Here is a 22,299-nt window from a genome sequence, read left to right as displayed (position 1 = left end):
CCGCCGGCCCGGTCGGCGACCGGGTCGGCGGGCGGCTCCGCCACCGGCGCCACCCCGTGCGCCCGGTAGAACCGCGCGACCGCGGCCTGCGTGCCCGCGCCGAACGTGCCGGAGCGGTCGCCGCCGACCGCGTACCCGAGCCCGGCGAGGGCCCGCTGCAACTGGGCCACGTCGTCGCCCGTGCTGCCGGGGCCCAGGTCGCGGTAGGCGGGGATGTCGCCCTTGAGGACGAAGACCGGGCGGCCGGAGACCTCGAGCAGCAGCTGGCCCATGCGCAGCCGCTGTCCGTCCTTGACGGCCACCTTCGTGACCACGGAGCGGCCCACGTCCTTGCCGCCGGTCCCCGCGCCGTCCACCCGCACCTGCTGCGACGCGGCGACCTGGCCGCGCGCGATGACCGTCTCGGCGAGGACCTTCTCCTGGACGGATGCGGTCAGGACGCTCGGCGGTGGCGGGCGGGTGTCGGCGGCGGCCTGGGCCGGTGACTTGATGAACGTCGCGGCGGCGGCCCCCACACCGGTGAACGCCAGCGAGCCGACGACCACGGCGATCAGCGCGCGGCGCCGACGGGCGAGCCCGCCCCCGCCGCCGCCCGCGCGTCTGTTCGGCGTCCGCTCCTCACGCATGCGACGCCTCACCCGCCCGAGACGATCTTCGAGGCGTTGCGCACGGCGGCGTCGATCTTGTGCCGCTCGGCCGTGAGCTCCTCGGCGTGGTCGTCGATGGCCTTCTTCTGGAGCGCCGATTCGGCCTGGTACCAGATCCACGCGACATGGGTCTTCCGCCGGCAGCGGATGTCGGCGGTGGCTGTGGCGATCTCTTCCGGACTGACCTGCGGGCCGCCGAACCTGGGGTCGTCGCTCGCGTCCAGCGGTTCCTTGTAGTCGTAGCCGCTGTGCTTCATGCACGACGACCACTTGGCGAACGCCGTGACGACCGCGGGGTCCTGCTTGGATTTCACGAAGGCGGCGTTGGCCAGGCCGAGCGCGGTACGTGCCTGGACCGCGGTCGCGTCGATCTTCCGGTTCGCCTCGCCGACGCAGCCGCCCTCGGGAACCTTCTTCCCGTCGATGTGCGCGGCCCGGCCGTCGAGGACGCGGGCCTGCGGCCCGTTCGGCGCGGCGCCGTCCACGGCGCCCTTCCTCATCGCGGCGTCGTAGGCCGCCTGTTCCTTGGCGTCGGGCTTGTAGCCGCGCTCCTTGGCCAGGGCCATGTCGTGGATGCCGTACCGCCAGTCGGTCAGCGTCTTCGGGCCGACCTTCGGCAGGTCGGGCGCGGGCGTCCACGTGAACCCGAAGCCCTTCATGCAGTCGCCGACCAGGATCTTCTTCGCCTGCGCGAGCTGTCCCTGCTCCTGCTCCGTCGGCATGTAGGACTGAAGCGGCAGGACCCAGTCCTGTGGGTCGGCGGAGTCGGCCGGAGCGGGCTCCGCTCCCGGGGACGTCGCCGAGGACGAGCAGCCGGTGAGCAGACACATGACCGCGACGGCAGCGACGAGCGTTCCTGAATAACGTACGTACATGAGAGCTTCGGGCTTTCCGTGCTCGGCGTGGCTAAAGGTTCACCCACTTGAAAGACGCGTTGTTGTTGTACGTCGCGTCGAGCTTGTTCACGTTGCCCCAGACGTAGTCGGCGGCACCCTTGTAGCCGCTGTTGTAATAGAGCACGCCGGTGTACGTGGAATGGGTGTTGCGGGCCGATGCCGCGTTGTTCTTCACGTGCTGGCCCTTGCCGCTGCTGCGGAATCCGCAGTACTTGAGCGGGCTGCGGCTCGTACCGTCCTCGACGGCGTCGAAGTCGTAGACGGCGTAACCGATGTTTCGGTAGTCGCCCGCCAGGTCGGAGTTGTAGAAGATCCGGAACTTGAACGTGTTGGACGAGTCGTAGTTGCAGCCGAACCAGTAGTTGTTGTAGTCGCCGCTGGCGGCCGAGGCCGGGGTTGCCGCCATGCAGACGCCGATCGCCGCGGTCAGGGCGGCGGCCGTCGCGGCCTTCTTGAGATGACGCATATCGAACTCCTGATGAGATGGCGGGCATGCCGAACGAGCACGCGAAGAACACATGCCGAAATTCCATACCGAAACGCCATGCCGAAGGACATGGGCGCCCAGGGCACGGGGACAGGCATGGAAACGGGCAGGGAAAAGCCCGATGGATGAGAACGTGGTGAGGAAAGAGCGCGTCCGAGATCAGAACGCGATGAGATCAACGCACGGCAAGGTCAGCCGTCGTCGCAGCCATGAAGACAGGCGCGGCACACAGACACAGACATGATGAGTCCCCCCGGGAATTCTGTATCGACACAGAGTCTCCAGCCTCGGGGAGGGTCAGGGCCCCGAAAAGTGAAGACGGGCGGGACTTTAACCACTCAATTCCGCACAGGCAACACCAAGGCCCCGCACAGCCACCCGCGGACAGCGTCAGGACGCGGCCGCCATGTCTGATCACCTCAGGTTTTCAGCCATAAAGCCTGGATTGGTACCTCTTTGCGGTATCACCCTCCGTCACCACCATCGCGATGTGACATGTGACACGCCTCCGGACGCCCGCCCGGCCAGGTGAACAAGACATGTACGCGTATGGAACCCATAACCCCTGGCGACCCTCTTCCCAGGTGATCAACACCTGAAAAGAGGCGTCACCGTGCCGATCAGACCTGTCCCTGCCCCGGCCGAGGCCGGCCCCCGCCCCTCCCGCCGCACCCTGCTGCGCTCGGGAGCCGCCACAGCGGCCGCGCTCACCGCCGCAGGCACCCTCAGCGCCTGCTCCCGCACCGCCCCCGCGCCGACGCGCACCGCCCTGCCCTCCCCCGCCACCGGTCTGCCCGCCGCCCGCTCCGGCCGTGCGCTGCTGCTGCAGGTTCTCGCCCACCCGGACGACGACCTGTACTTCATGAACCCGGACACCCAGCTCGCGCTCGACGCCGGCACGCCCGTGGTCTGCGTCTACGTCACCGCGGGCGAGTCCAACGGCATGAACAAGACGCCGACCGACCGCCACCCCGCCCCCGACAAGGCCGCCTACTCCGCCGCCCGCCACCAGGGCCTGCGCCAGTCCTACGCCCTCCAGGTCGGGCTGCCCCTCTTCACGCCCTGGGAGCAGGGGGTCATCCGGTTCCGCAACGGGCAGCGAGCCGAGATCAACACGCTCGAACACCAGGGCCGCCGCGTCGAGTTGATACACCTCGACGTCGCCATGCACGGCACCCCGGCACGTCATGTGGGCACCCCGACCCTGTGGGGCCACGCCGGGGTCGTCCTGCGCACGGTCGTGCCCGAGGGATCGCCGTTGCGTACCGTCCAGACGTACACCTACGACTCCCTGGTCGAGGTGCTCGTGGAGCTCTTCGAGCGGTACCGGCCCACGCTCGTGCACACCATGGACCCGGACCCCGACATCCAGCACAGCGACCACCGCACGCGGATCCGCGACAGCGAGCAGCGCGGCTACTCCGACCACCGCGACCACACCGCTGTCGGCTGCTTCACCTGGGCCGCGCTGATCCGCTGGGCGGACCGGGCCAAGGGCGGGCCGCCGCCCTTCGTGGCCACCGCCTTCCGCGGCTACTACAACCACCACTGGCCCAAGAACCTCCCGCCGCTGGTGCTCGACCAGAAGGCCGCCCACCTCGTCCCCTACGGCGCCGCCCCCGACTGGCAGTGCGGCAACCCGGCGGGCTGCGGCGACTACAACGTCGGCGGCGGACGCCCGCTCCGCAGCCGCAAGGGCTGGGTCCGCGCCACCCACCACCGCTACCCCGGCCCCCGCCTCGCGCTCGCCACCGGTCACGACGGCCGTGTCACCGCGTACGGGGTCCTGGGCCTGCGCGCCGTCCGGTACGAGGAAAAGGGTGACAACGGCGGCTTCGCCGACCCGGTCGACCTGGGCGGCGGCCCGCTCGCCCCGATTCTCGGCCAGGCCGGCCTCCCCGACGGCCGCCACCTGGTCTTCGGCCTGCGCCTCTCCTCGGTCGAGGGCAGGGGCGGGCCCGACCTGCGCGAGATCGTGGTCCTGGAACAGCGCTCCCCCGGCCGGTACGGCGCCTGGCAGGGCCTGGGCAATCCGGAGTCCGGCCAGGACCGCGGCCGCCGCATCGGCGTCCCGGTCGCCGTCACCGCCCCCGACGGCCGTGTCCACCTCTTCGTACGCAACGCGGGCAAGGGCATCAGCACGCGCGTGCGCGACCGCTCCTCCGGCGCCTGGTCCCCGTGGCGCGACCTCGGCGGCGGTCCGGTGCAGGACGGCCTGACGGCGGTGGTCGGCGGCGACGGGCAGGTGCACGTGTACGCCCCCGGCCGCGACACGGTCCACCACTGGACGCCGCAGGGCCCGACCCCGCCGACCGGCCTGCCCACCCCGGCCGGGGCCGTGGCCGTCGCGGACGGCCGCCTCTACTACCGTCCGCCGGCCTCCGACCGGCTCGTGGCCACCGGCGGCAAGAGCGTCACCTTCCCGGGCTACGGGCCGGTGGCCGCCGCGGGCCCGTACCTGTTGGGCCGCGACACGCACGGCCGGGTCCAGCTCCTGGAAGGCGGGCACATCACCCTCCTGTCCGGAGTCCCGTCCGACCCGGACCTGCCGTCGCTGCTGGTGACGGCGGACGGCCCGGTCGCCGCGGGCCTGTCGCCCGACGCCCGGCCGTGGCTGTGGCGCGGCGGGCGGGCCAAGGCATGAGAAGCGCCCGCGCCGCCTCCCGCTGACCCTCGGGCCGCCCAGCCCGAGCCCGGGTCACCCAGCCCCGAGCTCCGGGCCGCCACCCGTCTCCGTACCCGCCCGCACACCGTCCGTGTGCGGGTGTCAGGTGCGTAGGTCACTTTGACGGGGCCGGGGCGTGTTCTTTGTCCGCCTTTACCGCAACCGGGCCTGCCGGAGCGCCCTACCTTTACCGAAACCCGACACGTTCGGGTTTCGGACACGGGCCCCCGGAAGCGACGTCCCCCTCCCCCCTCCGGGCCCGGTCGGCACCGCCGCGCGGCCGAAGACCGCGCGGTCCGGTGGTCCGGCGGAAAGGATCAGCATGGCTCAGGACGGCGTCCTCGGCACCATCGAGGACAAGATCAACTCTCTCTTCGACCCGCTCGCGAAGGGCCTCGGCGATTTCGTCTTCGCCGACGTCACCGTCTTCGGAATCACCTTTCCCTGGATCGTGGCCTGGCTGGTCGTGGCCGGCGCGGTCTTCACTCTCTACTTCGGCTTCATCCAGTTCCGCAGCATCAAGCTGTCGTTGAACCTGCTGCGGGGCCGCTACAGCCGTGACGACGACCCGGGCGAGATCACCCACTTCCAGGCGCTGTCCTCCGCGCTGTCCGGCACGGTCGGCCTGGGCAACATCGCGGGTGTCGGCGTCGCCATCACCATCGGCGGGGCCGGTGCCACGTTCTGGATGGTGCTGTGCGGGCTGCTCGGCATGGCGTCGAAGTTCGTGGAGTGCACGCTCGGTGTGCGCTACCGCGACCAGCACGCGGACGGGTCGTTCTCCGGCGGGCCGATGAAGTACCTGAGCAAGGGCCTCGCCGAGCGGCTGCCCGGCCGGGGCGGCGCTCTCCTCGGCAAGGTGCTCGCCGGGCTCGCGGCCGTCATGGTCCTGTTGTTCGGCATCGGCGGCGGCAACATGTTCCAGGCCAACCAGACCGTCACCCAGATCCGCAATGTGACCGGCGGCGCCGACGGCGCGCTCGGCGGCAGCGGTTCCGCCCTGATCATGGGCGTCGTCCTGGCTCTCGTCGTCGGCGCGGTGATCATCGGAGGCATCAGGTCGATCGGCAAGGTCGCCAGCCGCCTGGTGCCGGGCATGGCCGTCCTCTACGTCGGCGCCTGCCTGATCGTCATCTTCGCCAACCTCGCCTCGGTGCCCGCCGCGTTCGGTTCGATCTTCCACGAGGCGTTCACCGGCCAGGGCGTGGTCGGCGGTGTCGTCGGCGCGCTGATCGTCGGCTTCACCCGCGCCGCCTTCTCCAACGAGGCGGGCCTCGGCTCGGCGCCGATCGCGCACTCCGCGGTGAAGACCCGCTACCCGGTGACCGAGGGGCTGGTCGCGCTGATCGGCCCGTTCATCGACACGGTCGTCGTGTGCACCATGACCGCCCTGACCATCGTCATCGCCGACAGCGGCTTCTGGAACCACGCCAAGGCCCAGTACGCGGCGAACGGCACCAAGGCCGACGGCGTCACCGTCACCTCCTCGGCCTTCGAGACCGTGCTGCCCTGGTTCCCGAAGGTGCTCACCGTCGCCGTCCTCCTCTTCGCCGTCTCGACCATGATCACCTGGTCGTACTACGGCCAGAAGGCGTGGATCCACCTGTTCGGCAAGACCAGGACCAGCGAGCGCGTCTACCAGGTGATCTTCTGCCTGTTCATCGTGATCGGCGCGGTGCTCACCTTCGGCAGCGTGCTCGACTTCACCGACGCGGTGCTGTTCCTCCTGGCGCTCGTCAACATCATCGGCCTCTACCTGCTCGCCCCGTACGTCAAGCAGGAGCTCGCCCGCTTCAAGGCGGCGCTGGCCTCCGGCGACGTCGCGCCGAAGGGGGAGGGCGCCGAAGAACCGCGCGTCCCGGTGCCCGCCACCACCGAGGAAGCCCTGTAGTCCGCGGTCCGCACTCCGCACTGCGCGGTGCGGCCCCTCTCGCAGGGCGTTGCCCGTGCCGCTACCCGCGCGGCACGGGCAACGCCCTTGTTTCCAGCAGTAGTTGGAGATGTGCGAACAGGCACTGGCGCGCGTCGGTGAGATCGATCCCGCCCACGGTCTCCGCACGCTTCAGCCGGTAGCGCAGGGTGTTGGTGTGTACGTGCAGGAGCCGCGCGGCCGCCCGCGTGTTGCACTGCGCGGCGAAGTAGGCGAGCACGGACGGTACGAGCCCGGAGTCGTGCTCCTCGTCGTGGGCGAGCAGCGCCGTGATCCGCGGGTCGCGCAGCTTCGGGTGCCGCGCGAGCAGGGCGAGGACGTCACCGACGAGCACCTCGGACCGGACGTCGTCGATGGTGGCGACACTCCGCTCCCCGCGGGCGGCGATGATGTCGAGCACCCGGTCGGCCTCGCTCTTGGACTCGGCGATCGTGTCGAGACCCTCGGCCACCGAGCCGACGGCCGCGCACGCCTCCAGCCGCAGCCGCTGCCCGGCCGTGCGTACGATCTCCTGCGCCAGACCCGTCACGGCCGCCGCACCCGCACCCGCACCCGCACCCGCACCCGACTGTTCCGGCAGCCCCGGCAGCAGCATGTACACGCGGGAGCCGGTGCCCGCCACCAGCGCGCGGCGCCGGAACGCGGCGGCGTGCACGGAGACCAGGTGCGTCAGCTCCGCCCTGCGCAGTTCGAAGGCGGGCCGTCCGGCCTCCCCGCCGCCGGCGGTGTCCCGCAGCGCGAACGCGACGACCACCGCCGGTTTCGTCAGGTCGGCACCGATGCGGGCGGCGAAGGTGCGCGGGTCGACATGGCCCTCCAGCATCCGGGTGAGCAGCGCCTCCTCCAGGTCCACGGGCCCGCCCGTACGGTGCCGCACGAGCAGCAGGGCCGCGGTGCGGGCGGCGCCGATCAGCGCGCTCTCGGCGGTGTCGGCCAGCTTCTCCCGGCCTTCCTGCACCCAGATGGAGCCGAGCAACTGCTCGTCGATACGGATGCCGATGGCCAGGCGGCGCCGGATGCCGCGCTGCGGGTTCGCGTCGACGTGCACCACCTGGTTCCCGGCGCGCAGCTGCTCGTACACACCCCACTGGCGCAGCAGCGCGAGGAAGGGGGCGGGCCCCTCCCTGCCGAGGATCGAACGGCGGCGCAGCTCGTCGACCTCGTCGTCGGAGCGGGAGTAGGCCAGGACGCGGTTGGCGCTGTCCTCGATGGTGACGATGCCGCCGGTGAGCGCGGCGACGGTCTCCGCGAGCGCGAACAGATCGGCGGGCTGCCCGGCCTCCGGGCCGGGACCGGCCCAGCGGGCGTCCGCGAGCACTTCTCTGACGTGGGCGTCGATCCCGGTCCAGGGCCGGTCGGGGCGAACGCCGAGGACGACCACGCCCGTGTCGTCGGCGAGGTCCTTCAGGGCCTGCCGGTCCTCGTCCGGGGCCTGCGGGTCGACCTTGACCGCCACGGCCGCCGCGCCCCGGTGCGCCGCGGCGCGGGCCAGGCGCAGCGCCCGGCGGCCGCGCGCGCCGATGACGAGCACCAGGTCCGCGTGGTACGTCTCCGCTTCCTCGTCGGCGTCCAGGATCGCCACGCCGCTGATCTCGGCGTCGAGCCCGCCGGGCGCGGCGACCAGGTCGATGACCGGCTCGCCGAGCGCGAGCAGCAGCTGTCGCATGCCCGCACCGGCGGGCGCCGTCTCGTCCACGCTGAGCACCCGAACCCGCCTCGCGGCTCCTGTGTGCGGACCGCGGTCGCAATCCATGACATACGGCACGAACGCCGTATGTCACAAACCTACAGAATCCGTCCCGCGGCCGGAAGGCCACGGCTCCCGTCAGGTGCGGGTGACCGTCCCGCACACGCCGGGCCCCTCCTTCTTCTGCTCCTCCTCCAGGGTCTTGCTCCGGTCGTACGGGTCACTGGCCGGGCCGGTGGCCGGTGCGCCGCTGGGCTGGCCGGGGAAGGCGGGGTGGTAGTAGCCGTCGTAGATCTCGCACTCGCTGTTGTAGGCGTCGCTGTCGTACGTCTGGAGCAACAGCGTGCCCCGGGTGACGTCCCACTTGCGCGGGTCCGCCAGAGAGAAGGTCTCCTCCCGGCGGACGGTCGTCCGCTCCACGTGATCGGACGCGTCCGTGCCGCTGCCGGCCCGCACCAGGGGGTAGACGAAGCTGTAGTCGGCGTGCACGAGCACCTCGGCCCGTCCGGCGGAGAAGGTCATGTGACCGCGCACCTTGATCACCTTGCCCGCGAGGGCCACCTGGGCCGGGTCGAAGCGGCTGACCAGCTCGGTCGGATCGTGAGCACGGCTCGGGGAACGCAGCGAACGGCGGAGCCTGCTCAGCGAGTGCGGCTGCTTCGGGTCGAGCAGGGCCATGGCCTTGGTGGGCGTGCCGCCGCGCAGCACGGCCGGGTTCAGGTTGGTGTCGACCAGGAACTCCTTGGTCAGACGCAGGGCGCGCGCCACGTCCCGCTCGGTCATCCCGCCCACCGCCTTCGCGGCGGGGAGCTGGATGGCGTCGGCGCCGTCGGCCCACCGCGCGGCGGGCGAGCCCAGGAACGGGTGCGCGCGCGTCGGCTCCGATGCCGCCTGGTCCGCGGTGCCGGGCGCGCTGGAGGGCAGCGCCGTCTCGGCGGGCAGCGGCGACGGGCTGGACGTGGGGCCGTCGGCGGTGTCCGCCGCCGCTGCCGTGTCATGGCCGGGCAGCCGGTCCGTCACCAGCGAGGGCCGCACCGCCACGACGGCGACGGCCACGGCGAGCAGCACGAGGGCGGCGGAGCGCACGTTCCGGCGCCGGCCGGCCTTCCCGTTCATCTCCTGCCAGGCCGGTCCGGTGCGCCACCCCGGCGGGGTGCCGTCGGGAACGGCCTTCAGCTTCGGCTTGCGTCCCCACCGCCGGTGTGGCTTCCGCGCCGCTTCGGACGCCGCCGCCTCGTCCTGCTCGCGCAGCCGACGGGCGACCAGCCGGGCTCGCGCGGAGGGCTCCTTGGGGGCGCCCCTGCCGCCCTCCTCCATGGCGTCCCGCTGAAACGCCTCCCACTGCTCGTCGGAGATCCCCGAGATGTCGGGGACCTCGGGAACCCCGGGGGCCCCGGAGGTCTCAGGGGCCGAGGACTCGCCCTCCGGCCGCTCGTCGGGCCGCTCGGGAGGTGGAACGGTACTCAAGGCTCGCCTCTCGTCAACGGAACGGGCGACCCACCACCGGCCGACCGCACCACGAGCCTCACGGCCTCACACTTCGCGGCCCCGCAGGCGAACTCTCCGTACGAACGGGCGCGGCAACCCGGCCCCCCGGACACCTGCACAACACGTCGGGGCATTGTGTCGCGGGGGCCGCCCGAGTCGGTACGGCACGGCCTGATCCGTGATCTTCCTGGTACGGGGCCGACACCGGGTAGGTGACGGAGGCGGCCACCAGGCCGCCCGGCGTCGGCGCGCGGTCTGAGAGAATCGGCGGCATGACGACCACCGCGCCTCTCCTCGAGACGATCCTGTCCGTGCAGGCCCGCGAGGAGTACCGGGCCCTCACCGACGACCAGGCTTCGGTCATAGACCGCGCTCTGGGCATGCTCGCCCGCGACCCACAGGCGCGTGGAACGGTCGACGAGGGGCAGGGCGCCCGGCGGGCGTTCGTCTCCCAGGAGCTCCAGATCCGCTACGGCACCCACGATCGGTACCTGGTCATCGCCGAGATCATCGTCACTGGTGGCACGTTCCTCCTCGGCGGCGCCGCGTGACGATGACGCCTGCCGCGGAGAAGCGGCTCAGGCGTGCCGAGGAACGCGCGAACGCGGCAGTGGTCCAGCGCATGACGCTCGCCGAGCAGATCGCCGATCTGACTGGCGACTAGATCGCCGATCTGACCGGCGACTAGAGCGTCTGCAGTGCCGCCGAGTCACGGCTTCGGGCGTACGCCACGAAGGGTGACCACGCCGCGCCGGTCACGGTGCGTACGAAACGGACCGCGCCCAGGCCACGCCGCCCGTTCCACTCCGCCGCCTCGGGCGACAGCCCCGCTCATCGTGCCCACCCTCGGGATCGCCGAAGTGGCGCATCTGGCAGAGCGCCGCCTCGGGACCGGTGCGTGCCGAGACGCGGTGGACCAAAAGCGTTTCGGCACGGTCCGCCCCACGCACGCACCCGGGTTCACCCTGCTGCCCCGAGTGGGCTCCACCGCGTCGTGCCATACGAAAAGGCCCGCACGACCGAAGTCGTGCGGGCCCTCTCAGAGCTCCCAGCCCCTACGGGCTACGAGACACCAGGCATCAAGCCCAGCAAGCAAGCGCGAAGCTTACTTGTTGATCTTGGTGACCTGGCCGGCGCCGACGGTCCGGCCACCCTCACGGATGGCGAACTTCAGGCCCTCTTCCATGGCGACCGGCTGGATCAGCTCGACGGTCATCTCGGTGTTGTCACCGGGCATGACCATCTCGGTGCCCTCGGGGAGGGTCACAACGCCCGTCACGTCCGTCGTACGGAAGTAGAACTGCGGACGGTAGTTGTTGAAGAACGGCGTGTGGCGGCCACCCTCGTCCTTGGACAGGATGTAGGCATGGGCCTCGAACTCGGTGTGCGGGGTGACCGAGCCCGGCTTGATGATGACCTGGCCGCGCTCGACGTCCTCGCGCTTGATGCCGCGGAGCAGCAGACCGACGTTCTCACCGGCCTGGCCCTCGTCGAGCAGCTTGCGGAACATCTCGATGCCGGTGACCGTGGTGGAGGTCTTCTCCGGCTTGATGCCGATGATGTCGACGGTCTCGTTGACCTTGAGGACACCACGCTCGATACGGCCGGTGACGACCGTACCGCGACCGGTGATGGTGAAGACGTCCTCGATCGGCATCAGGAACGGCTTGTCGACGTCGCGCTCCGGCTCCGGGATCGCGGTGTCGACGGCGGCCATCAGGTCCAGGACCGACTGGCCCCACTCCTTGTCGCCCTCGAGCGCCTTGAGCGCCGAGACCTTGACGACCGGAACGTCGTCGCCCGGGAACTCGTACTCGGAGAGGAGCTCACGGACCTCGAGCTCGACGAGCTCCAGGATCTCCTCGTCGTCCACCATGTCGGCCTTGTTCAGGGCGACGACGATGTACGGAACGCCGACCTGGCGGGCCAGGAGCACGTGCTCCTTGGTCTGCGGCATCGGGCCGTCGGTGGCGGCGACCACGAGGATGGCGCCGTCCATCTGCGCGGCACCCGTGATCATGTTCTTGATGTAGTCCGCGTGACCGGGGCAGTCGACGTGGGCGTAGTGACGCGTCTCGGTCTGGTACTCGACGTGCGCGATGGAGATGGTGATACCGCGCTGGCGCTCCTCGGGCGCCTTGTCGATCATGTCGAAGGCCGAGGCCTCGTTCAGGTCCGGGTACGCGTCGTGCAGCACCTTGGTAATGGCGGCCGTGAGGGTCGTCTTACCGTGGTCGATGTGACCGATGGTGCCGATGTTGACGTGGGGCTTAGTCCGCTCGAACTTCGCCTTCGCCACTGGGTCCTCCTGTGGAGTGGTTCTGGTACGCCTTACTCATCGGCGCCAGGTGATCTTTGCTGGACTGCTTTCCCCGGGGGGACAACCCCCGGACCCCCGGCCGGAAAGGACCAGGGATGCCGGGTCCGGCCGGAAGGCTTTCACGAGGAAAGCTGAGAGCCCGCCCGCCGAGGCTTCCGCGGGGAAATCCCGGCGGACGGGGTCAAGCCTAATGCGTGCAACCCGGAGGGTTACTCGCCCTTGGCCTTCGCGATGATCTCCTCGGCGACGTTCCGCGGAACCTCGGCGTAGGAGTCGAACTGCATCGAGTAGCTTGCGCGACCCGACGTCTTGCTGCGGAGGTCTCCGACGTAGCCGAACATCTCCGAGAGCGGGACCAGGCCCTTGACGACCCGGGCACCCATCCGCTCCTCCATGGCCTGAACCTGGCCACGGCGGGAGTTGATGTCACCGATGACCTCGCCCATGTAGTCCTCGGGCGTGGTGACCTCGACGGCCATCATCGGCTCGAGCAGCACGGGCTTGGCCTTGCGGGCGGCCTCCTTGAACGCCTGCGAACCGGCGATCTTGAAGGCGAGCTCGGAGGAGTCGACCTCGTGGTAGGCACCGTCGAGCAGCGTGACGCGCACGCCGGTCATCTCGTAACCGGCGAGGATGCCGAACTGCATGGCCTCCTGCGCACCCGCGTCCACCGAAGGGATGTACTCCTTCGGGATACGGCCACCGGTGACCTTGTTCACGAACTCGTACGAGGCGTCGCCGCCCTCGATCGGCTCGATCGAGATCTGCACCTTGGCGAACTGACCGGTACCACCGGTCTGCTTCTTGTGCGTGAAGTCGATCTTCTCGACCGCCTGGCGGATCGTCTCGCGGTACGCGACCTGCGGCTTGCCGACGTTGGCCTCGACCTTGAACTCGCGCTTCATGCGGTCGACGAGAACGTCCAGGTGGAGCTCGCCCATACCACCGATGATGGTCTGGCCGGTCTCCTCGTCCGAGTGAACCTGGAAGGAGGGGTCCTCCTCCGCGAGACGCTGGATGGCGACACCCAGCTTCTCCTGGTCACCCTTGGACTTGGGCTCGATGGCGACCTGGATGACCGGCGCCGGGAAGTCCATGGACTCCAGGATCACCGGGTTCTTCTCGTCGCACAGCGTCTCACCGGTGGTGGTCTGCTTCAGGCCCATGACGGCGACGATGTCGCCGGCGCCCACCGACTCGATCTCCTCACGCTTGTTGGCGTGCATACGGTAGATCTTGCCGATGCGCTCCTTCTTGCCCTTGACGGAGTTCAGCACGGCGGTGCCGGACTCCAGGCGGCCGGAGTACACCCGGATGAAGGTGAGCTTGCCGAGGTGCGGGTCGCTCGCGATCTTGAACGCGAGGGCCGACAGCGGCTCGTCCTCCGACGGCTTGCGCTTGACGACCTCCTCCGGGTCCTTGACGTCGTGGCCCTCGATGGCCTCGACGTCGAGCGGAGTCGGCAGGTAGCGCACGACCGCGTCGAGCAGGGGCTGGACGCCCTTGTTCTTGAACGCGGTGCCGCAGAACACCGGGGTGACGGTGGTGTCCGAGGACTTGCCGGACGCGATGGTGATACGACGGATCGCGGCGTACAGCTGCTCCTCGGACGGCTCCTCGCCCTCCAGGTACAGCTCCATGATCTCTTCGTCGTTCTCCGCGACGGCCTCAAGGAGCTTGCCGTGCCATTCGTCGGCGGCCTCCTTGTGCGTGTCGGGGATCTCGACGGTGTCGTACATCTCGCCCTTGGTCGCCTCGGCGGACCACACGAGCGCCTTCATGCGGACCAGGTCCACGACGCCCTTGAAGTCGGCCTCGGCGCCGATCGGGAGCTGCATGACGAGCGGCTGGGCACCCAGGCGGTCCGAGATCATGTCCACGCAGCGGTGGAACTCGGCGCCGGTACGGTCCAGCTTGTTGACGAAGCAGATGCGCGGGACGCCGTAACGGTCGGCCTGACGCCACACCGTCTCGGACTGGGGCTCGACACCGGCAACACCGTCGAACACCGTCACAGCACCGTCGAGCACACGCAGGGAGCGCTCCACCTCGACGGTGAAGTCGACGTGCCCGGGGGTGTCGATGATGTTGATGGTGTAGTCGTTGTTGTCGAGCGGCCAGTGGCAGGTGGTGGCAGCAGACGTGATCGTGATGCCACGCTCCTGCTCCTGCTCCATCCAGTCCATCGTGGCGGCGCCGTCGTGGACCTCACCGATCTTGTACGAGACACCGGTGTAGAACAGGATCCGCTCGGTGGTGGTCGTCTTGCCCGCGTCGATGTGGGCCATGATGCCGATGTTGCGCACCTTGGCCAGGTCAAGCGAAGTGGTAGCCATAAGGCTTCAGTCTTCTCTCGGTCTCGATGTGGGTTGCGACTACCAGCGGTAGTGCGCGAAGGCCTTGTTGGACTCGGCCATCTTGTGCGTGTCCTCGCGCTTCTTGACGGCAGCGCCGAGGCCGTTGGAGGCGTCGAGCAGCTCGTTCATCAGACGCTCGGTCATCGTCTTCTCGCGACGGGCGCGCGAGTAGCCGACGAGCCAGCGGAGCGCGAGGGTGTTGGCGCGGCCGGGCTTGACCTCGACCGGAACCTGGTAGGTCGCGCCACCGACACGGCGGGACTTGACCTCAAGGGTCGGCTTGATGTTCTCCAGCGCGCGCTTCAGCGTGATGACCGGGTCGTTGCCCGACTTCTCACGCAGGCCCTCCATGGCGCCGTAGACGATGCGCTCGGCGGTGGAGCGCTTGCCGTTCAGCAGCACCTTGTTGATGAGGGAGGTCACCAGAGGAGAACCGTAGACCGGGTCGATGATGACCGGGCGCTTCGGGGCGGGGCCCTTACGAGGCATTCTTACTTCTCCTTCTTGGCGCCGTAGCGGCTGCGGGCCTGCTTGCGGTTCTTGACACCCTGGGTGTCGAGCGAACCGCGGATGATCTTGTAGCGAACACCAGGCAGGTCCTTCACACGGCCGCCGCGCACGAGCACGATGGAGTGCTCCTGCAGGTTGTGTCCCTCACCCGGAATGTAGGCCGTGACCTCGATCCCGGAGGTCAGACGCACACGCGCGACCTTCCGCAGGGCCGAGTTCGGCTTCTTCGGGGTGGTCGTGAACACACGCGTGCAGACGCCACGACGCTGAGGGGAACCCTCGAGTGCGGGCGTCTTGTTCTTCTCGACCTTGTCCTGCCGGCCCTTGCGGACCAGCTGCTGGATCGTAGGCACTACTTCTCCGGTTTCTGTGTGCCGAGTAGTAAAGCTAACCTGGAACGTCGCCGACCCACGCGGTCGGGTGTGTCGAATCCGTCAGGCCCCTGCCGCAGGGCGGAAAGGAGACAGGCTCGGATTGCGGTGGCCGGTCACGGCCCACTGTGCGGTTTGAAGGCACGCACGCGAGCCAAGGCACACCCCAGGCACAAGGTCTGAGCGTACCCAGCCCGTCGACTCCGGTCAAAACGAATACAAGGAAGACAAGCGACGAGGTGGCCCGGCCCCTCCTGCCTGCCTACCTGGGCGAAGGGGCGGGGCCACCGTCGTGGGGCTTGTCGATCTTGTCGGCCTTGTCGGCCTGCCGGGGCTGCCGGGGCTGCCGGGGCTGCCGGGGCTGCCGGGGCTGCCGGGGCTGCCGGGGCTGCCGGGGCTGCCGGGGCTGCCGGGGCTGTTTATCTGATCGGGCGCGTCGACCTCGTCGGTCTCGCCGACCTCGTCAGTCTCGCCGACCTCGTCGGTGTCGTCGGTCTCGTCGGTGTCGTCGGTCTCGTCGCTCTCGCCGATCGCGTCGACCTCGCCGGTTCAGCCGCGCAGTGTCGCCGGGGCGGTGCGGGGGCGGGCGGACCGCTCGGCCGCGAAGACGTCCTCCAGACGGAAGAGCTGGGCGCGGCCCGCCTTGCCCGCCGGGGCGAGGCGGCCGAGCTGGACCCATTTACGGATGGTGGCGGGAGCGACACCGGCCTCCGCGGCGGCGAGCGGGCCCGGGATGAGGGTCGGCGCCAGCACGTGCGACGCCACACCGTCCCTCGCTCGTGCGGTTCGGCGGGGTTCGTCGGTCCCGCGGGTCGTGTCGGGTCGGCGGGTGTCGGGTCGGTCGGTGCCGTCTCGGCGGGCTCCGTCGGGTCGGCGGGTCGCGTCGGTTCGGCGGGGTTCGTCGGCTCCGGCGGGCCCACCGGGTCCACCGGGCCCACCGGGTCGGTCGGATCCACCGGGTCGGTCGGATCCACCGGGTCGGTCGGGTCCACCGGGTCCGCTCATCGTCCGTCCTCCACGTCGCCCGCCGTACGCTCCCACGCACCCTCGTCCCAGCTGTGCCGGTAGGCGGGGTCGTCGTGGCAGCCGCACAGCTGGTCCGTGCAGCGGCAGGCCGGGTTGACGCACAGCACCGCGCCGCGGTCGGGAAACGCCCGCAGCGAGACCGACGCGCACCACGGGCAGCGGCCCGACACTCGTACGACCGTCTCGGTGTCACCGAGCGCGCGGGAGCAGCGGCGGGCCATGCGGTGCGTCTCGTCACGGACGTGCGCGGCCAGGACGGGGTCGGCGGCGACGCGGTCGAGCAGGTCCGCGATCCGGCGCAACCGCTCGGCCACCGGCGCCCGGCGGGCGCGCGGCAGACCGAGCCGGTCCCGGACGGCCTCCTCCAGTTCGATCACACCGTCGGTGATGTCCCGGATGGTGTCGGAGATGTGCAGGCGCAGCGGGGCCGCGCTGTGACCGGGGACGGCCAGGCCGTACCGCTGCTGGAGGAGCAGCGCCTCGGCGCGTTCCTCGCGGATCCGCTCGGCGAGGTCGGCGGGGGCCTGGGCGGCGGGCCGGCGGGACGGGGCGGTGGTGCGACCGGGGACGAGCTCGGCGGACAGCTCCGGGAACTGCTGGATCAAGGTGGCGATCCAGAGAGCCGCGTGGGTGGTCGGGGCCATGGCGTCGGTCGTCGGGTGGTGCTCAGGCAACGGATCCTCCCGGAGCGGCCGGGCGCGGCGCGGCCACCGTGAGCGAACGATCAGGCGTGGGCACGGGACGGCCGGAGCGCCACAGGCGGCCCCCGCAGACGCCGTCGAACCAGCTCTCGGCCGGGGCGACGGCCTCCTCGCACGCCTGCCGCACCGCGCAGCGGGCGCAGGCACGCAGAGCGGGGGCGGCTTCCTTGGGCTTCTTGGAGAAGACGACCTTCGGAGGAAGCCCCGCACAGGCGGCCGCGGACCGCCAGGCCGCCGCAGGGGACGGCCAGGCCGCCGAAGACAGTGGTGGTGATGAGAAGGGACCGGCTGATGACACGAGGTCTCCCTGTCTGGCACATCGCCGGCACATCCCTGATGCGTCGTTGGCGCATCAGGTGCATCGCTGACGTGCCTGCCTGTGCCTGTTCGAAAGCGAGCGCCCACAGACTGACAGATTGCGCGCGCGCACGCAATGAAGTTGCGATCACCAACCCTCCCCATTAATTGCGCAGCAGCACGTAATACCGCGCGCGCAAGCAAGCTAAACTTGGCCTCCCCCCCAGAGGAAGAGAGCCCCCATGACCAGTCAGGGCCTGGACGCCTTCGCCGCGTGGGTCGAAGACCTGATGCGCGCGGGCGGATACGACATCGACAGCCCGCGCGGCGGCGGAAAGTCACGCATCGCGGACGAGGCGGGCGTACATCGCGCCGCCGTCACCCGGCTGTTGCAGCGCCAGAGCATGCCGGACCTCGAAACCACGCGCCGGCTCGCGCGCGTGCTCGGCGTACCGGTGCGCGAGATGCTCATCCGCTCCGGACGCCTGACCGCGGAGGAACTGGCGGACCCCCGCGGACACCTCTCGGCGCCGCCCCCCGGCGCGGAGTTCGGCCGCCGCCCCACACTGGAGGAGGTCGCGGAACTCCTCGGCGTGCCCGCCGACCGGCGGGAGATGTTCGTACGGGTGGTGGAGCAGTTCCTGCCGGGCGAGACGGAGTCCGTGGCCGCGCCCGCGGCACTGGCGTCGTCGGCGGCACGGACGCCCGCATCGGCGCCCGCTTCCGCCTCCGCGTCGGAGGCCGGGGCGATGTCGGCGCCGCTCTCCACGTCCGCACTGGCGGCAACGGTCACCGACTGAGATCGGGCCCCTCCCTCCCCCGGGCGCTCGGGCGCGCGTCTCTGACGCCCTCGAACACGCTCGAACACCCCTCGGGCGGGGGCGGCGGCGCCGAGCCACCCGTCGCCCCCTGGGCACTCCGAGCGCTCTTCGGGCGCTCTTCTGGCGTTCTTCGGGCGCTCTTCGGGCGCTCTTCGGACGGACCTCGGACGCACCTCGAATGCCCCTCGGACGCTCCCCCGGACGCCCCCCGGACGCACCTCGGACGGATCCCGAACACGCCCCGGACGCCCCCCGGACACACCTCGGGCGGATCCCGAATGCCCCTCGGGCGCCCCCCGGACGCACCTCGGGCGGACCCCGAACACGCCTCGTACACCCCTCGTACACCCCTCGTACACCCCTCGGGCGATCCCGACCACGCCACTCGGGCATGTCGCCGGGCACCGCGTTCGGCGCCGCGCCTCACCCCACGCACCGCTCACGCACCGCTCACGCGTCGCTCGCGCACCGCTCACGTATCGCCTCACAAGCCCCCTCGCGCACCCCGAGCGCAATCACCTCACGGATTTAGTTGCGTGCGCGCACGCTCTTCTGTCACAGTTGGTGCAGCGGCGGAGCTGTGCCCGCAGGACGGGCCAGGTCGTCTCGCCGCAGGCCGGGCCAGGGCGCCGCGGCCCCTCCCCCGCTCCCCACGCGGCGCCCGCCCGGTGCCCCTCACCGTCCAGTCGCACCGACAGTCGCACCGAGGTGACCCGGCAATGACCTCACCCACTCCACCGACCAGCTATCCCGATGTCGAGGCGCTGGTCGTCGACATCCTGAAGGCCGACTCCGCGCTCTCGACGGCGACCGTCGCCGTCTCACCGCCGTCGGGCTTCGACGGCACCACCGCCACCGTGCTCGTCAACCGGCGCGGCGGCGCCTGGGTCGGCCAGCTCCACGTCGACCAGCCGCTCATCGAGCTGGAGGTGTACGGCCCGAGCAAGCACGACGCGCTCGTACTCGCCAACTCGGCCCGTCGCGCGCTGCTCGCCTCCACCGGCAACACGTACGGCACCAACCAGATCACCGAGGTGGACGAGGAGGACGGCCCGCGCTGGCTGCCCGACTACCTCTACTCCGGAGCCAACCGTTACGTGGGCGTCTACAAGGTCTCCATGACCGTCGTCTGAGCGCCACCTCCCGGCTCCCGGGCGGCCGCCGATCGCCGCCGCCCCCACAGACCGAAGGCCCCGCCACACCCGGCGGGGCCTTCGTCGTACCCGGACCGCCGAACCGGCGCCGCGTACGACACGGCACCACCCGCACCACGCATGACCCACTCCCAACACCCGACATCCACCACTCAACACCCCTTTGAACAAGGAGAAATCCCACCATGGCAGGAACCAACAGCTCCGAGATCCGTATCGCGGGCGTCGGCCGTCTCTACGTCGCCGCCGCCGGTACCGACGTACCGAAGACCTTCACCAGCAACGCCGCCACCGACTGGACCGGCTGGAAGGACCTCGGCTTCACCGGCGGCGACGGTGTCACGTTCGGCAAGAAGGACAAGCTGGAGCCGGTCGACGTGTGGCAGGCGGTCAGCCCGGTCCACTTCGTCTACTCGGACCGGGACCTGACGCTGAAGTTCTCGCTCATGCAGTTCAACGAGGACACGCTGCCGTTCTTCATGGGCGGCGGCACCGTCAACGCGGTCGACGCCACCGCCAACCCGGGCGTCTACCAGTACGACGTCACGGACCGTCCCTCGGTCGACGCCCGCGCCCTCGGCCTGGAGTTCACCGACGTCCGGGCCGATGACGGCTCGACCGTGACCTACCGCTTCGGTATCCCGCACGGCCAGGTCACCGCGTCGGACGACATCAAGCTGGCCCGCAAGGCCGCGGCCCAGCTCGGTGTCACCTTCACGGCGATGTCCGCCGCCGACGGCAAGGCGCTGGCCAGCTTCGTGATGAAGGACGCCTCGTACGCGACGGCCTGATCCACCGGGCGGGGCGGCGATCACCGCCGCCCCGCCCACCCATCTCGCTCAACACGCTCCCTCGCACGCACAAGGAGAACGCATCACCATGGCCCGTTTCGACGTCAACGCCGCCCGCGCCCAGCGCCTGGAAGCTCTCGGCCGTACGTGGTCGTTCGAGCTCGACGACGACACCTACACCCTGCCCACCGAGCTGACCCGCGCGACCGCGAAGGCGCTGCGCAAGCTCGACGACAACGACGTGGACGGGCTGCTCCGACTGCTCATGGGCGAGCAGCAGTTCGCCCGCTTCGAGCGGCACGAGATCACGATGCAGGACATCGCCGCCATCCTGGAGGCATACGGCAAGGAGACCGGGCTCGGCCTGGGGGAAGACTGAGCCTCGTCGGGTTCGTCGACGAACACGCCGAGGCCCTCGAAGCGGACCTCCTGCGCTACTACGGCATCGACCTGCTCGACTGGCACCGCGAGCGGCTGTCCGCGCGACGACTCACGGTGCTGATCAAGAACCTGCCGCGGGACAGCGCCCTCAACCAGGAGCTGCACGGCGAGGCGGCGGAGTGGTCGGTGACGGATCATCTGCTGGCGGCCGCCGTGGACCACCTGGCAGCCGCCAACTGGATGTTCTCCTGCGTCAACTCGGGCGAGGACGGCGACCAGCCGGAGCCTCCGGCGCCTGTGCCGCGTCCGACCGACGCGGCGGAGGAACCGGACGGCGAGGCCACCACCGGTGCCGACTCCGGAACCGGAACCGGGAGCGGGGGCGGGGGCGGTACGGGCGCGGGCACAAGCACCGGTACAGGTACGAGCGGCGGAGCCGGCGCGGGACCGGGCACCTCCGAGAACCCCTCCCCCGCCCAGCTGGCCAGGTTCTTCGCCTGACCGGCGCCGCGCCGGAGGGGGCCGGAGGGGACCGGGGCAGGCGAATCAGCCGCCCGTCTCACCGCGGCTGATCCGCCTGCCCCCGCCGGTCGCTTCCGCCCCGGTCCGTGGCCCGGCCCTCCAGCTCGTCGGCGAGGGCTCGGGCCCGGTCCGAGAGCCGGGAGTGCCGCGCGTCCGGAGCCGCTCGCGTACCGCCCTGTTCTCCCTGGCCAGGCTCCCCGGCACTGGCCGGCCGTCCCCGCTCCCGCCCGGCCGCCGCGTCCGCGGGGCGGGTCAGCGGGGGCACGCTGGGCCGCCCGTTGCGCCGGACCACCGGTCGCCGCTCCGTCGACGCCGACCGCTTGCGGCGCACTTCGCGGGCGGACAGCAGGATGTCGACCGGGGTGTCGGAGGACGAGGACTCATCTGCCGCAAACTCACCCGAGGAGGCGTCACCCTCGGGACCCCTGCCCTCGAAACCCCTGCCTTCGGAGCCCGTACCTTCGGAGCCCGTACCTTCGGAGCCCGTACCTTCACGGCCCCTGCCGTCGCGACCCGTACCTTCAAGCCCCGAGCCTTCCCGACCCGCACCCTCAGGGCCCGTACCGCCCGAGCCCGTACCGCCCGAGCCCACACCGTCCGAGCCCGTACCGTCCGAGCCCGTACCCTCCGAGCCCGTACCCTCCGAGCCCGTGCCTTCGGACCCCGGCCGCTCGTGAACCTCCCCGGCCATGGACCTGGGCTCCCCGTCGGCCAACAGCCTTTCCCGCTGCCCCCGTTCGGCCGTGCGCGTCAGCTCCTCGGGCAGCCGCAGGAGCTGGACGTACGGCAGGGGTATCACCTCGCCGCCCGTACTCCCACCCCGCCCACCGTCGGCACGGCGCGCCCGGCGTGGCCGACGACCGGTGCGCGCGTCCTCCTGCCCCTGAAGATAAGCGGCCGTGATCCGCTCCTCGTACGCACGCCGTATCCCCGGCAACTGCTCGTCGACCACGTCGGCCCAGCCCGCGCTGTACGCGGCCAGTTCACGCCGGTCCAGCTCCGCCCTGGGCAGGATCACCAGATCCTCGGGCGCGTGGCCGAGCCGGTGGACGAGCTCTGACAGCCGGGCTATGAGATGCGGGAGATCGGGGGACTGTTCAAGCCAGTCGACCGCATGCTGTTGCCGCGCGTTCGCGTCCCCGACCATCCCGTAGGCCTTGCTCTCGTCCCTGCCCCATCGCGACTCGCGAGGACGGCTGCCCCGCCACCACACGCCGACGCCCGAACGACATCGGTTTCCTCGCCTGC

21 protein-coding genes and 1 pseudogene are annotated in these 22,299 nt (G+C 70.7%); 10 read left to right on the top strand and 12 right to left on the bottom strand.

Annotation, left to right across the window (positions count from 1 at the left end; translation table 11 throughout):
- The 3 genes from OFY01_RS19460 to OFY01_RS19450 form a co-directional block, all read right to left on the bottom strand.
- A partial coding sequence (locus OFY01_RS19460; protein WP_266601617.1) for a peptidoglycan-binding domain-containing protein occupies positions 1 to 626 on the bottom strand: 626 nt, incomplete at its 3' end.
- 8 nt (positions 627 to 634) lie between these two features.
- Positions 635 to 1,522 (bottom strand): hypothetical protein, encoded by an 888-nt coding sequence (locus tag OFY01_RS19455; protein WP_266601615.1) that lies wholly within the window; start codon positions 1,520 to 1,522, stop codon positions 635 to 637.
- A gap of 31 nt (positions 1,523 to 1,553) precedes the next feature.
- Positions 1,554 to 2,009, bottom strand: a complete 456-nt coding sequence (locus OFY01_RS19450; RefSeq protein ID WP_266601613.1) for a hypothetical protein — start codon at positions 2,007 to 2,009, stop codon at positions 1,554 to 1,556.
- Positions 2,010 to 2,643: 634 nt separating this feature from the next.
- Between OFY01_RS19450 and OFY01_RS19445 the strand changes: the two genes are divergently transcribed.
- Positions 2,644 to 4,674, top strand: a complete 2,031-nt coding sequence (locus tag OFY01_RS19445) for a PIG-L family deacetylase (protein ID WP_266601612.1) — start codon at positions 2,644 to 2,646, stop codon at positions 4,672 to 4,674.
- Between the two features lie 343 nt (positions 4,675 to 5,017).
- Positions 5,018 to 6,586, top strand: coding sequence for an alanine/glycine:cation symporter family protein (locus OFY01_RS19440; RefSeq protein WP_266601611.1), 1,569 nt, complete (start codon positions 5,018 to 5,020; stop codon positions 6,584 to 6,586).
- Positions 6,587 to 6,647: 61 nt separating this feature from the next.
- Here OFY01_RS19440 and OFY01_RS19435 read toward each other — a convergent pair whose 3' ends face one another.
- Together OFY01_RS19435 and OFY01_RS19430 are read right to left on the bottom strand one after the other, a co-directional pair.
- Complete coding sequence (locus tag OFY01_RS19435; protein WP_266601610.1) at positions 6,648 to 8,321, bottom strand: PucR family transcriptional regulator; 1,674 nt, start codon at positions 8,319 to 8,321, stop codon at positions 6,648 to 6,650.
- 129 nt (positions 8,322 to 8,450) lie between these two features.
- A complete protein-coding gene (locus OFY01_RS19430) occupies positions 8,451 to 9,779 on the bottom strand; it encodes a hypothetical protein (protein ID WP_266601609.1) in 1,329 nt (442 codons plus the stop codon).
- A 293-nt stretch (positions 9,780 to 10,072) separates the two neighbouring features.
- On the opposite strand from OFY01_RS19430, the gene OFY01_RS19425 reads away from it, so the two are divergent.
- Positions 10,073 to 10,351: a hypothetical protein gene (locus OFY01_RS19425; protein ID WP_266601608.1), complete on the top strand. Its 279-nt coding sequence runs from the start codon at positions 10,073 to 10,075 to the stop codon at positions 10,349 to 10,351.
- 554 nt (positions 10,352 to 10,905) lie between these two features.
- On the opposite strand, the gene tuf is transcribed toward OFY01_RS19425, so the two are convergent.
- From tuf to rpsL, 4 genes are all read right to left on the bottom strand, one after another.
- On the bottom strand, positions 10,906 to 12,099 hold the full coding sequence (gene tuf, locus OFY01_RS19420) for an elongation factor Tu (RefSeq protein ID WP_266601606.1): 1,194 nt from the start codon (positions 12,097 to 12,099) through the stop codon (positions 10,906 to 10,908).
- A 230-nt stretch (positions 12,100 to 12,329) separates the two neighbouring features.
- The gene (fusA, locus tag OFY01_RS19415; RefSeq protein WP_266601604.1) at positions 12,330 to 14,456 is read right to left on the bottom strand and encodes an elongation factor G; all 2,127 of its coding nucleotides are present in this window, start codon (positions 14,454 to 14,456) and stop codon (positions 12,330 to 12,332) included.
- A 39-nt stretch (positions 14,457 to 14,495) separates the two neighbouring features.
- Entirely contained in the window at positions 14,496 to 14,966 is a 471-nt protein-coding gene (gene rpsG / locus OFY01_RS19410) for a 30S ribosomal protein S7 (RefSeq protein ID WP_111663838.1), read from the bottom strand.
- A 2-nt stretch (positions 14,967 to 14,968) separates the two neighbouring features.
- Complete coding sequence (rpsL, locus tag OFY01_RS19405; RefSeq protein ID WP_003948652.1) at positions 14,969 to 15,340, bottom strand: 30S ribosomal protein S12; 372 nt, start codon at positions 15,338 to 15,340, stop codon at positions 14,969 to 14,971.
- Between the two features lie 310 nt (positions 15,341 to 15,650).
- On the opposite strand from rpsL, the gene OFY01_RS19400 reads away from it, so the two are divergent.
- Positions 15,651 to 15,785, top strand: coding sequence for a hypothetical protein (locus OFY01_RS19400; protein ID WP_266601599.1), 135 nt, complete (start codon positions 15,651 to 15,653; stop codon positions 15,783 to 15,785).
- Positions 15,786 to 15,907: 122 nt separating this feature from the next.
- Here the strand turns inward: OFY01_RS19400 and OFY01_RS19395 are convergent, their stop codons facing one another.
- From OFY01_RS19395 to OFY01_RS19385, 3 genes are all read right to left on the bottom strand, one after another.
- On the bottom strand, positions 15,908 to 16,111 hold the full coding sequence (locus OFY01_RS19395) for a hypothetical protein (protein WP_266601597.1): 204 nt from the start codon (positions 16,109 to 16,111) through the stop codon (positions 15,908 to 15,910).
- Positions 16,112 to 16,359: 248 nt separating this feature from the next.
- A complete protein-coding gene (locus tag OFY01_RS19390) occupies positions 16,360 to 17,028 on the bottom strand; it encodes a hypothetical protein (RefSeq protein WP_266601620.1) in 669 nt (222 codons plus the stop codon).
- A 22-nt stretch (positions 17,029 to 17,050) separates the two neighbouring features.
- On the bottom strand, positions 17,051 to 17,416 hold the full coding sequence (locus OFY01_RS19385; RefSeq protein ID WP_266601595.1) for a WhiB family transcriptional regulator: 366 nt from the start codon (positions 17,414 to 17,416) through the stop codon (positions 17,051 to 17,053).
- Positions 17,417 to 17,624: 208 nt separating this feature from the next.
- Between OFY01_RS19385 and OFY01_RS19380 the strand changes: the two are divergent.
- The 6 genes and pseudogenes from OFY01_RS19380 to OFY01_RS19355 form a co-directional block, all read left to right on the top strand.
- Positions 17,625 to 18,062 (top strand): annotated as a pseudogene (locus OFY01_RS19380) (helix-turn-helix domain-containing protein); the annotation flags it as partial.
- A gap of 860 nt (positions 18,063 to 18,922) precedes the next feature.
- The gene (locus OFY01_RS19375; RefSeq protein WP_266601593.1) at positions 18,923 to 19,336 is read left to right on the top strand and encodes a hypothetical protein; all 414 of its coding nucleotides are present in this window, start codon (positions 18,923 to 18,925) and stop codon (positions 19,334 to 19,336) included.
- 206 nt (positions 19,337 to 19,542) lie between these two features.
- The gene (locus OFY01_RS19370) at positions 19,543 to 20,148 is read left to right on the top strand and encodes a phage tail tube protein (RefSeq protein ID WP_266601591.1); all 606 of its coding nucleotides are present in this window, start codon (positions 19,543 to 19,545) and stop codon (positions 20,146 to 20,148) included.
- A gap of 88 nt (positions 20,149 to 20,236) precedes the next feature.
- Entirely contained in the window at positions 20,237 to 20,527 is a 291-nt protein-coding gene (locus OFY01_RS19365) for a hypothetical protein (protein ID WP_266601589.1), read from the top strand.
- A 116-nt stretch (positions 20,528 to 20,643) separates the two neighbouring features.
- The gene (locus OFY01_RS32625) at positions 20,644 to 21,030 is read left to right on the top strand and encodes a hypothetical protein (RefSeq protein WP_407700380.1); all 387 of its coding nucleotides are present in this window, start codon (positions 20,644 to 20,646) and stop codon (positions 21,028 to 21,030) included.
- 694 nt (positions 21,031 to 21,724) lie between these two features.
- The gene (locus OFY01_RS19355; RefSeq protein WP_266601587.1) at positions 21,725 to 22,111 is read left to right on the top strand and encodes a hypothetical protein; all 387 of its coding nucleotides are present in this window, start codon (positions 21,725 to 21,727) and stop codon (positions 22,109 to 22,111) included.
- Positions 22,112 to 22,299 lie beyond the last annotated feature (188 nt).

The organism is Streptomyces beihaiensis (assembly GCF_026274175.1).
GTDB lineage: Bacteria > Actinomycetota > Actinomycetes > Streptomycetales > Streptomycetaceae > Streptomyces > Streptomyces beihaiensis.
The sequence above is the reverse complement of the archived record's forward strand: the minus strand, read 5'-3'. Positions and strand labels throughout refer to the sequence as shown.

Coding starts and splice junctions, on each gene's coding strand:
- OFY01_RS19455 (WP_266601615.1), bottom strand. CDS start 1,522: ATGTACGTACGTTATTCAGGAACGCTCGTCGCTGCCGTCGCGGTCATG.
- OFY01_RS19450 (WP_266601613.1), bottom strand. CDS start 2,009: ATGCGTCATCTCAAGAAGGCCGCGACGGCCGCCGCCCTGACCGCGGCG.
- OFY01_RS19440 (WP_266601611.1), top strand. CDS start 5,018: ATGGCTCAGGACGGCGTCCTCGGCACCATCGAGGACAAGATCAACTCT.
- OFY01_RS19425 (WP_266601608.1), top strand. CDS start 10,073: ATGACGACCACCGCGCCTCTCCTCGAGACGATCCTGTCCGTGCAGGCC.
- fusA (WP_266601604.1), bottom strand. CDS start 14,456: ATGGCTACCACTTCGCTTGACCTGGCCAAGGTGCGCAACATCGGCATC.
- rpsG (WP_111663838.1), bottom strand. CDS start 14,966: ATGCCTCGTAAGGGCCCCGCCCCGAAGCGCCCGGTCATCATCGACCCG.
- OFY01_RS19390 (WP_266601620.1), bottom strand. CDS start 17,028: ATGGCCCCGACCACCCACGCGGCTCTCTGGATCGCCACCTTGATCCAG.
- OFY01_RS19385 (WP_266601595.1), bottom strand. CDS start 17,416: ATGTGCCGGCGATGTGCCAGACAGGGAGACCTCGTGTCATCAGCCGGT.
- OFY01_RS19375 (WP_266601593.1), top strand. CDS start 18,923: ATGACCTCACCCACTCCACCGACCAGCTATCCCGATGTCGAGGCGCTG.
- OFY01_RS19370 (WP_266601591.1), top strand. CDS start 19,543: ATGGCAGGAACCAACAGCTCCGAGATCCGTATCGCGGGCGTCGGCCGT.
- OFY01_RS19365 (WP_266601589.1), top strand. CDS start 20,237: ATGGCCCGTTTCGACGTCAACGCCGCCCGCGCCCAGCGCCTGGAAGCT.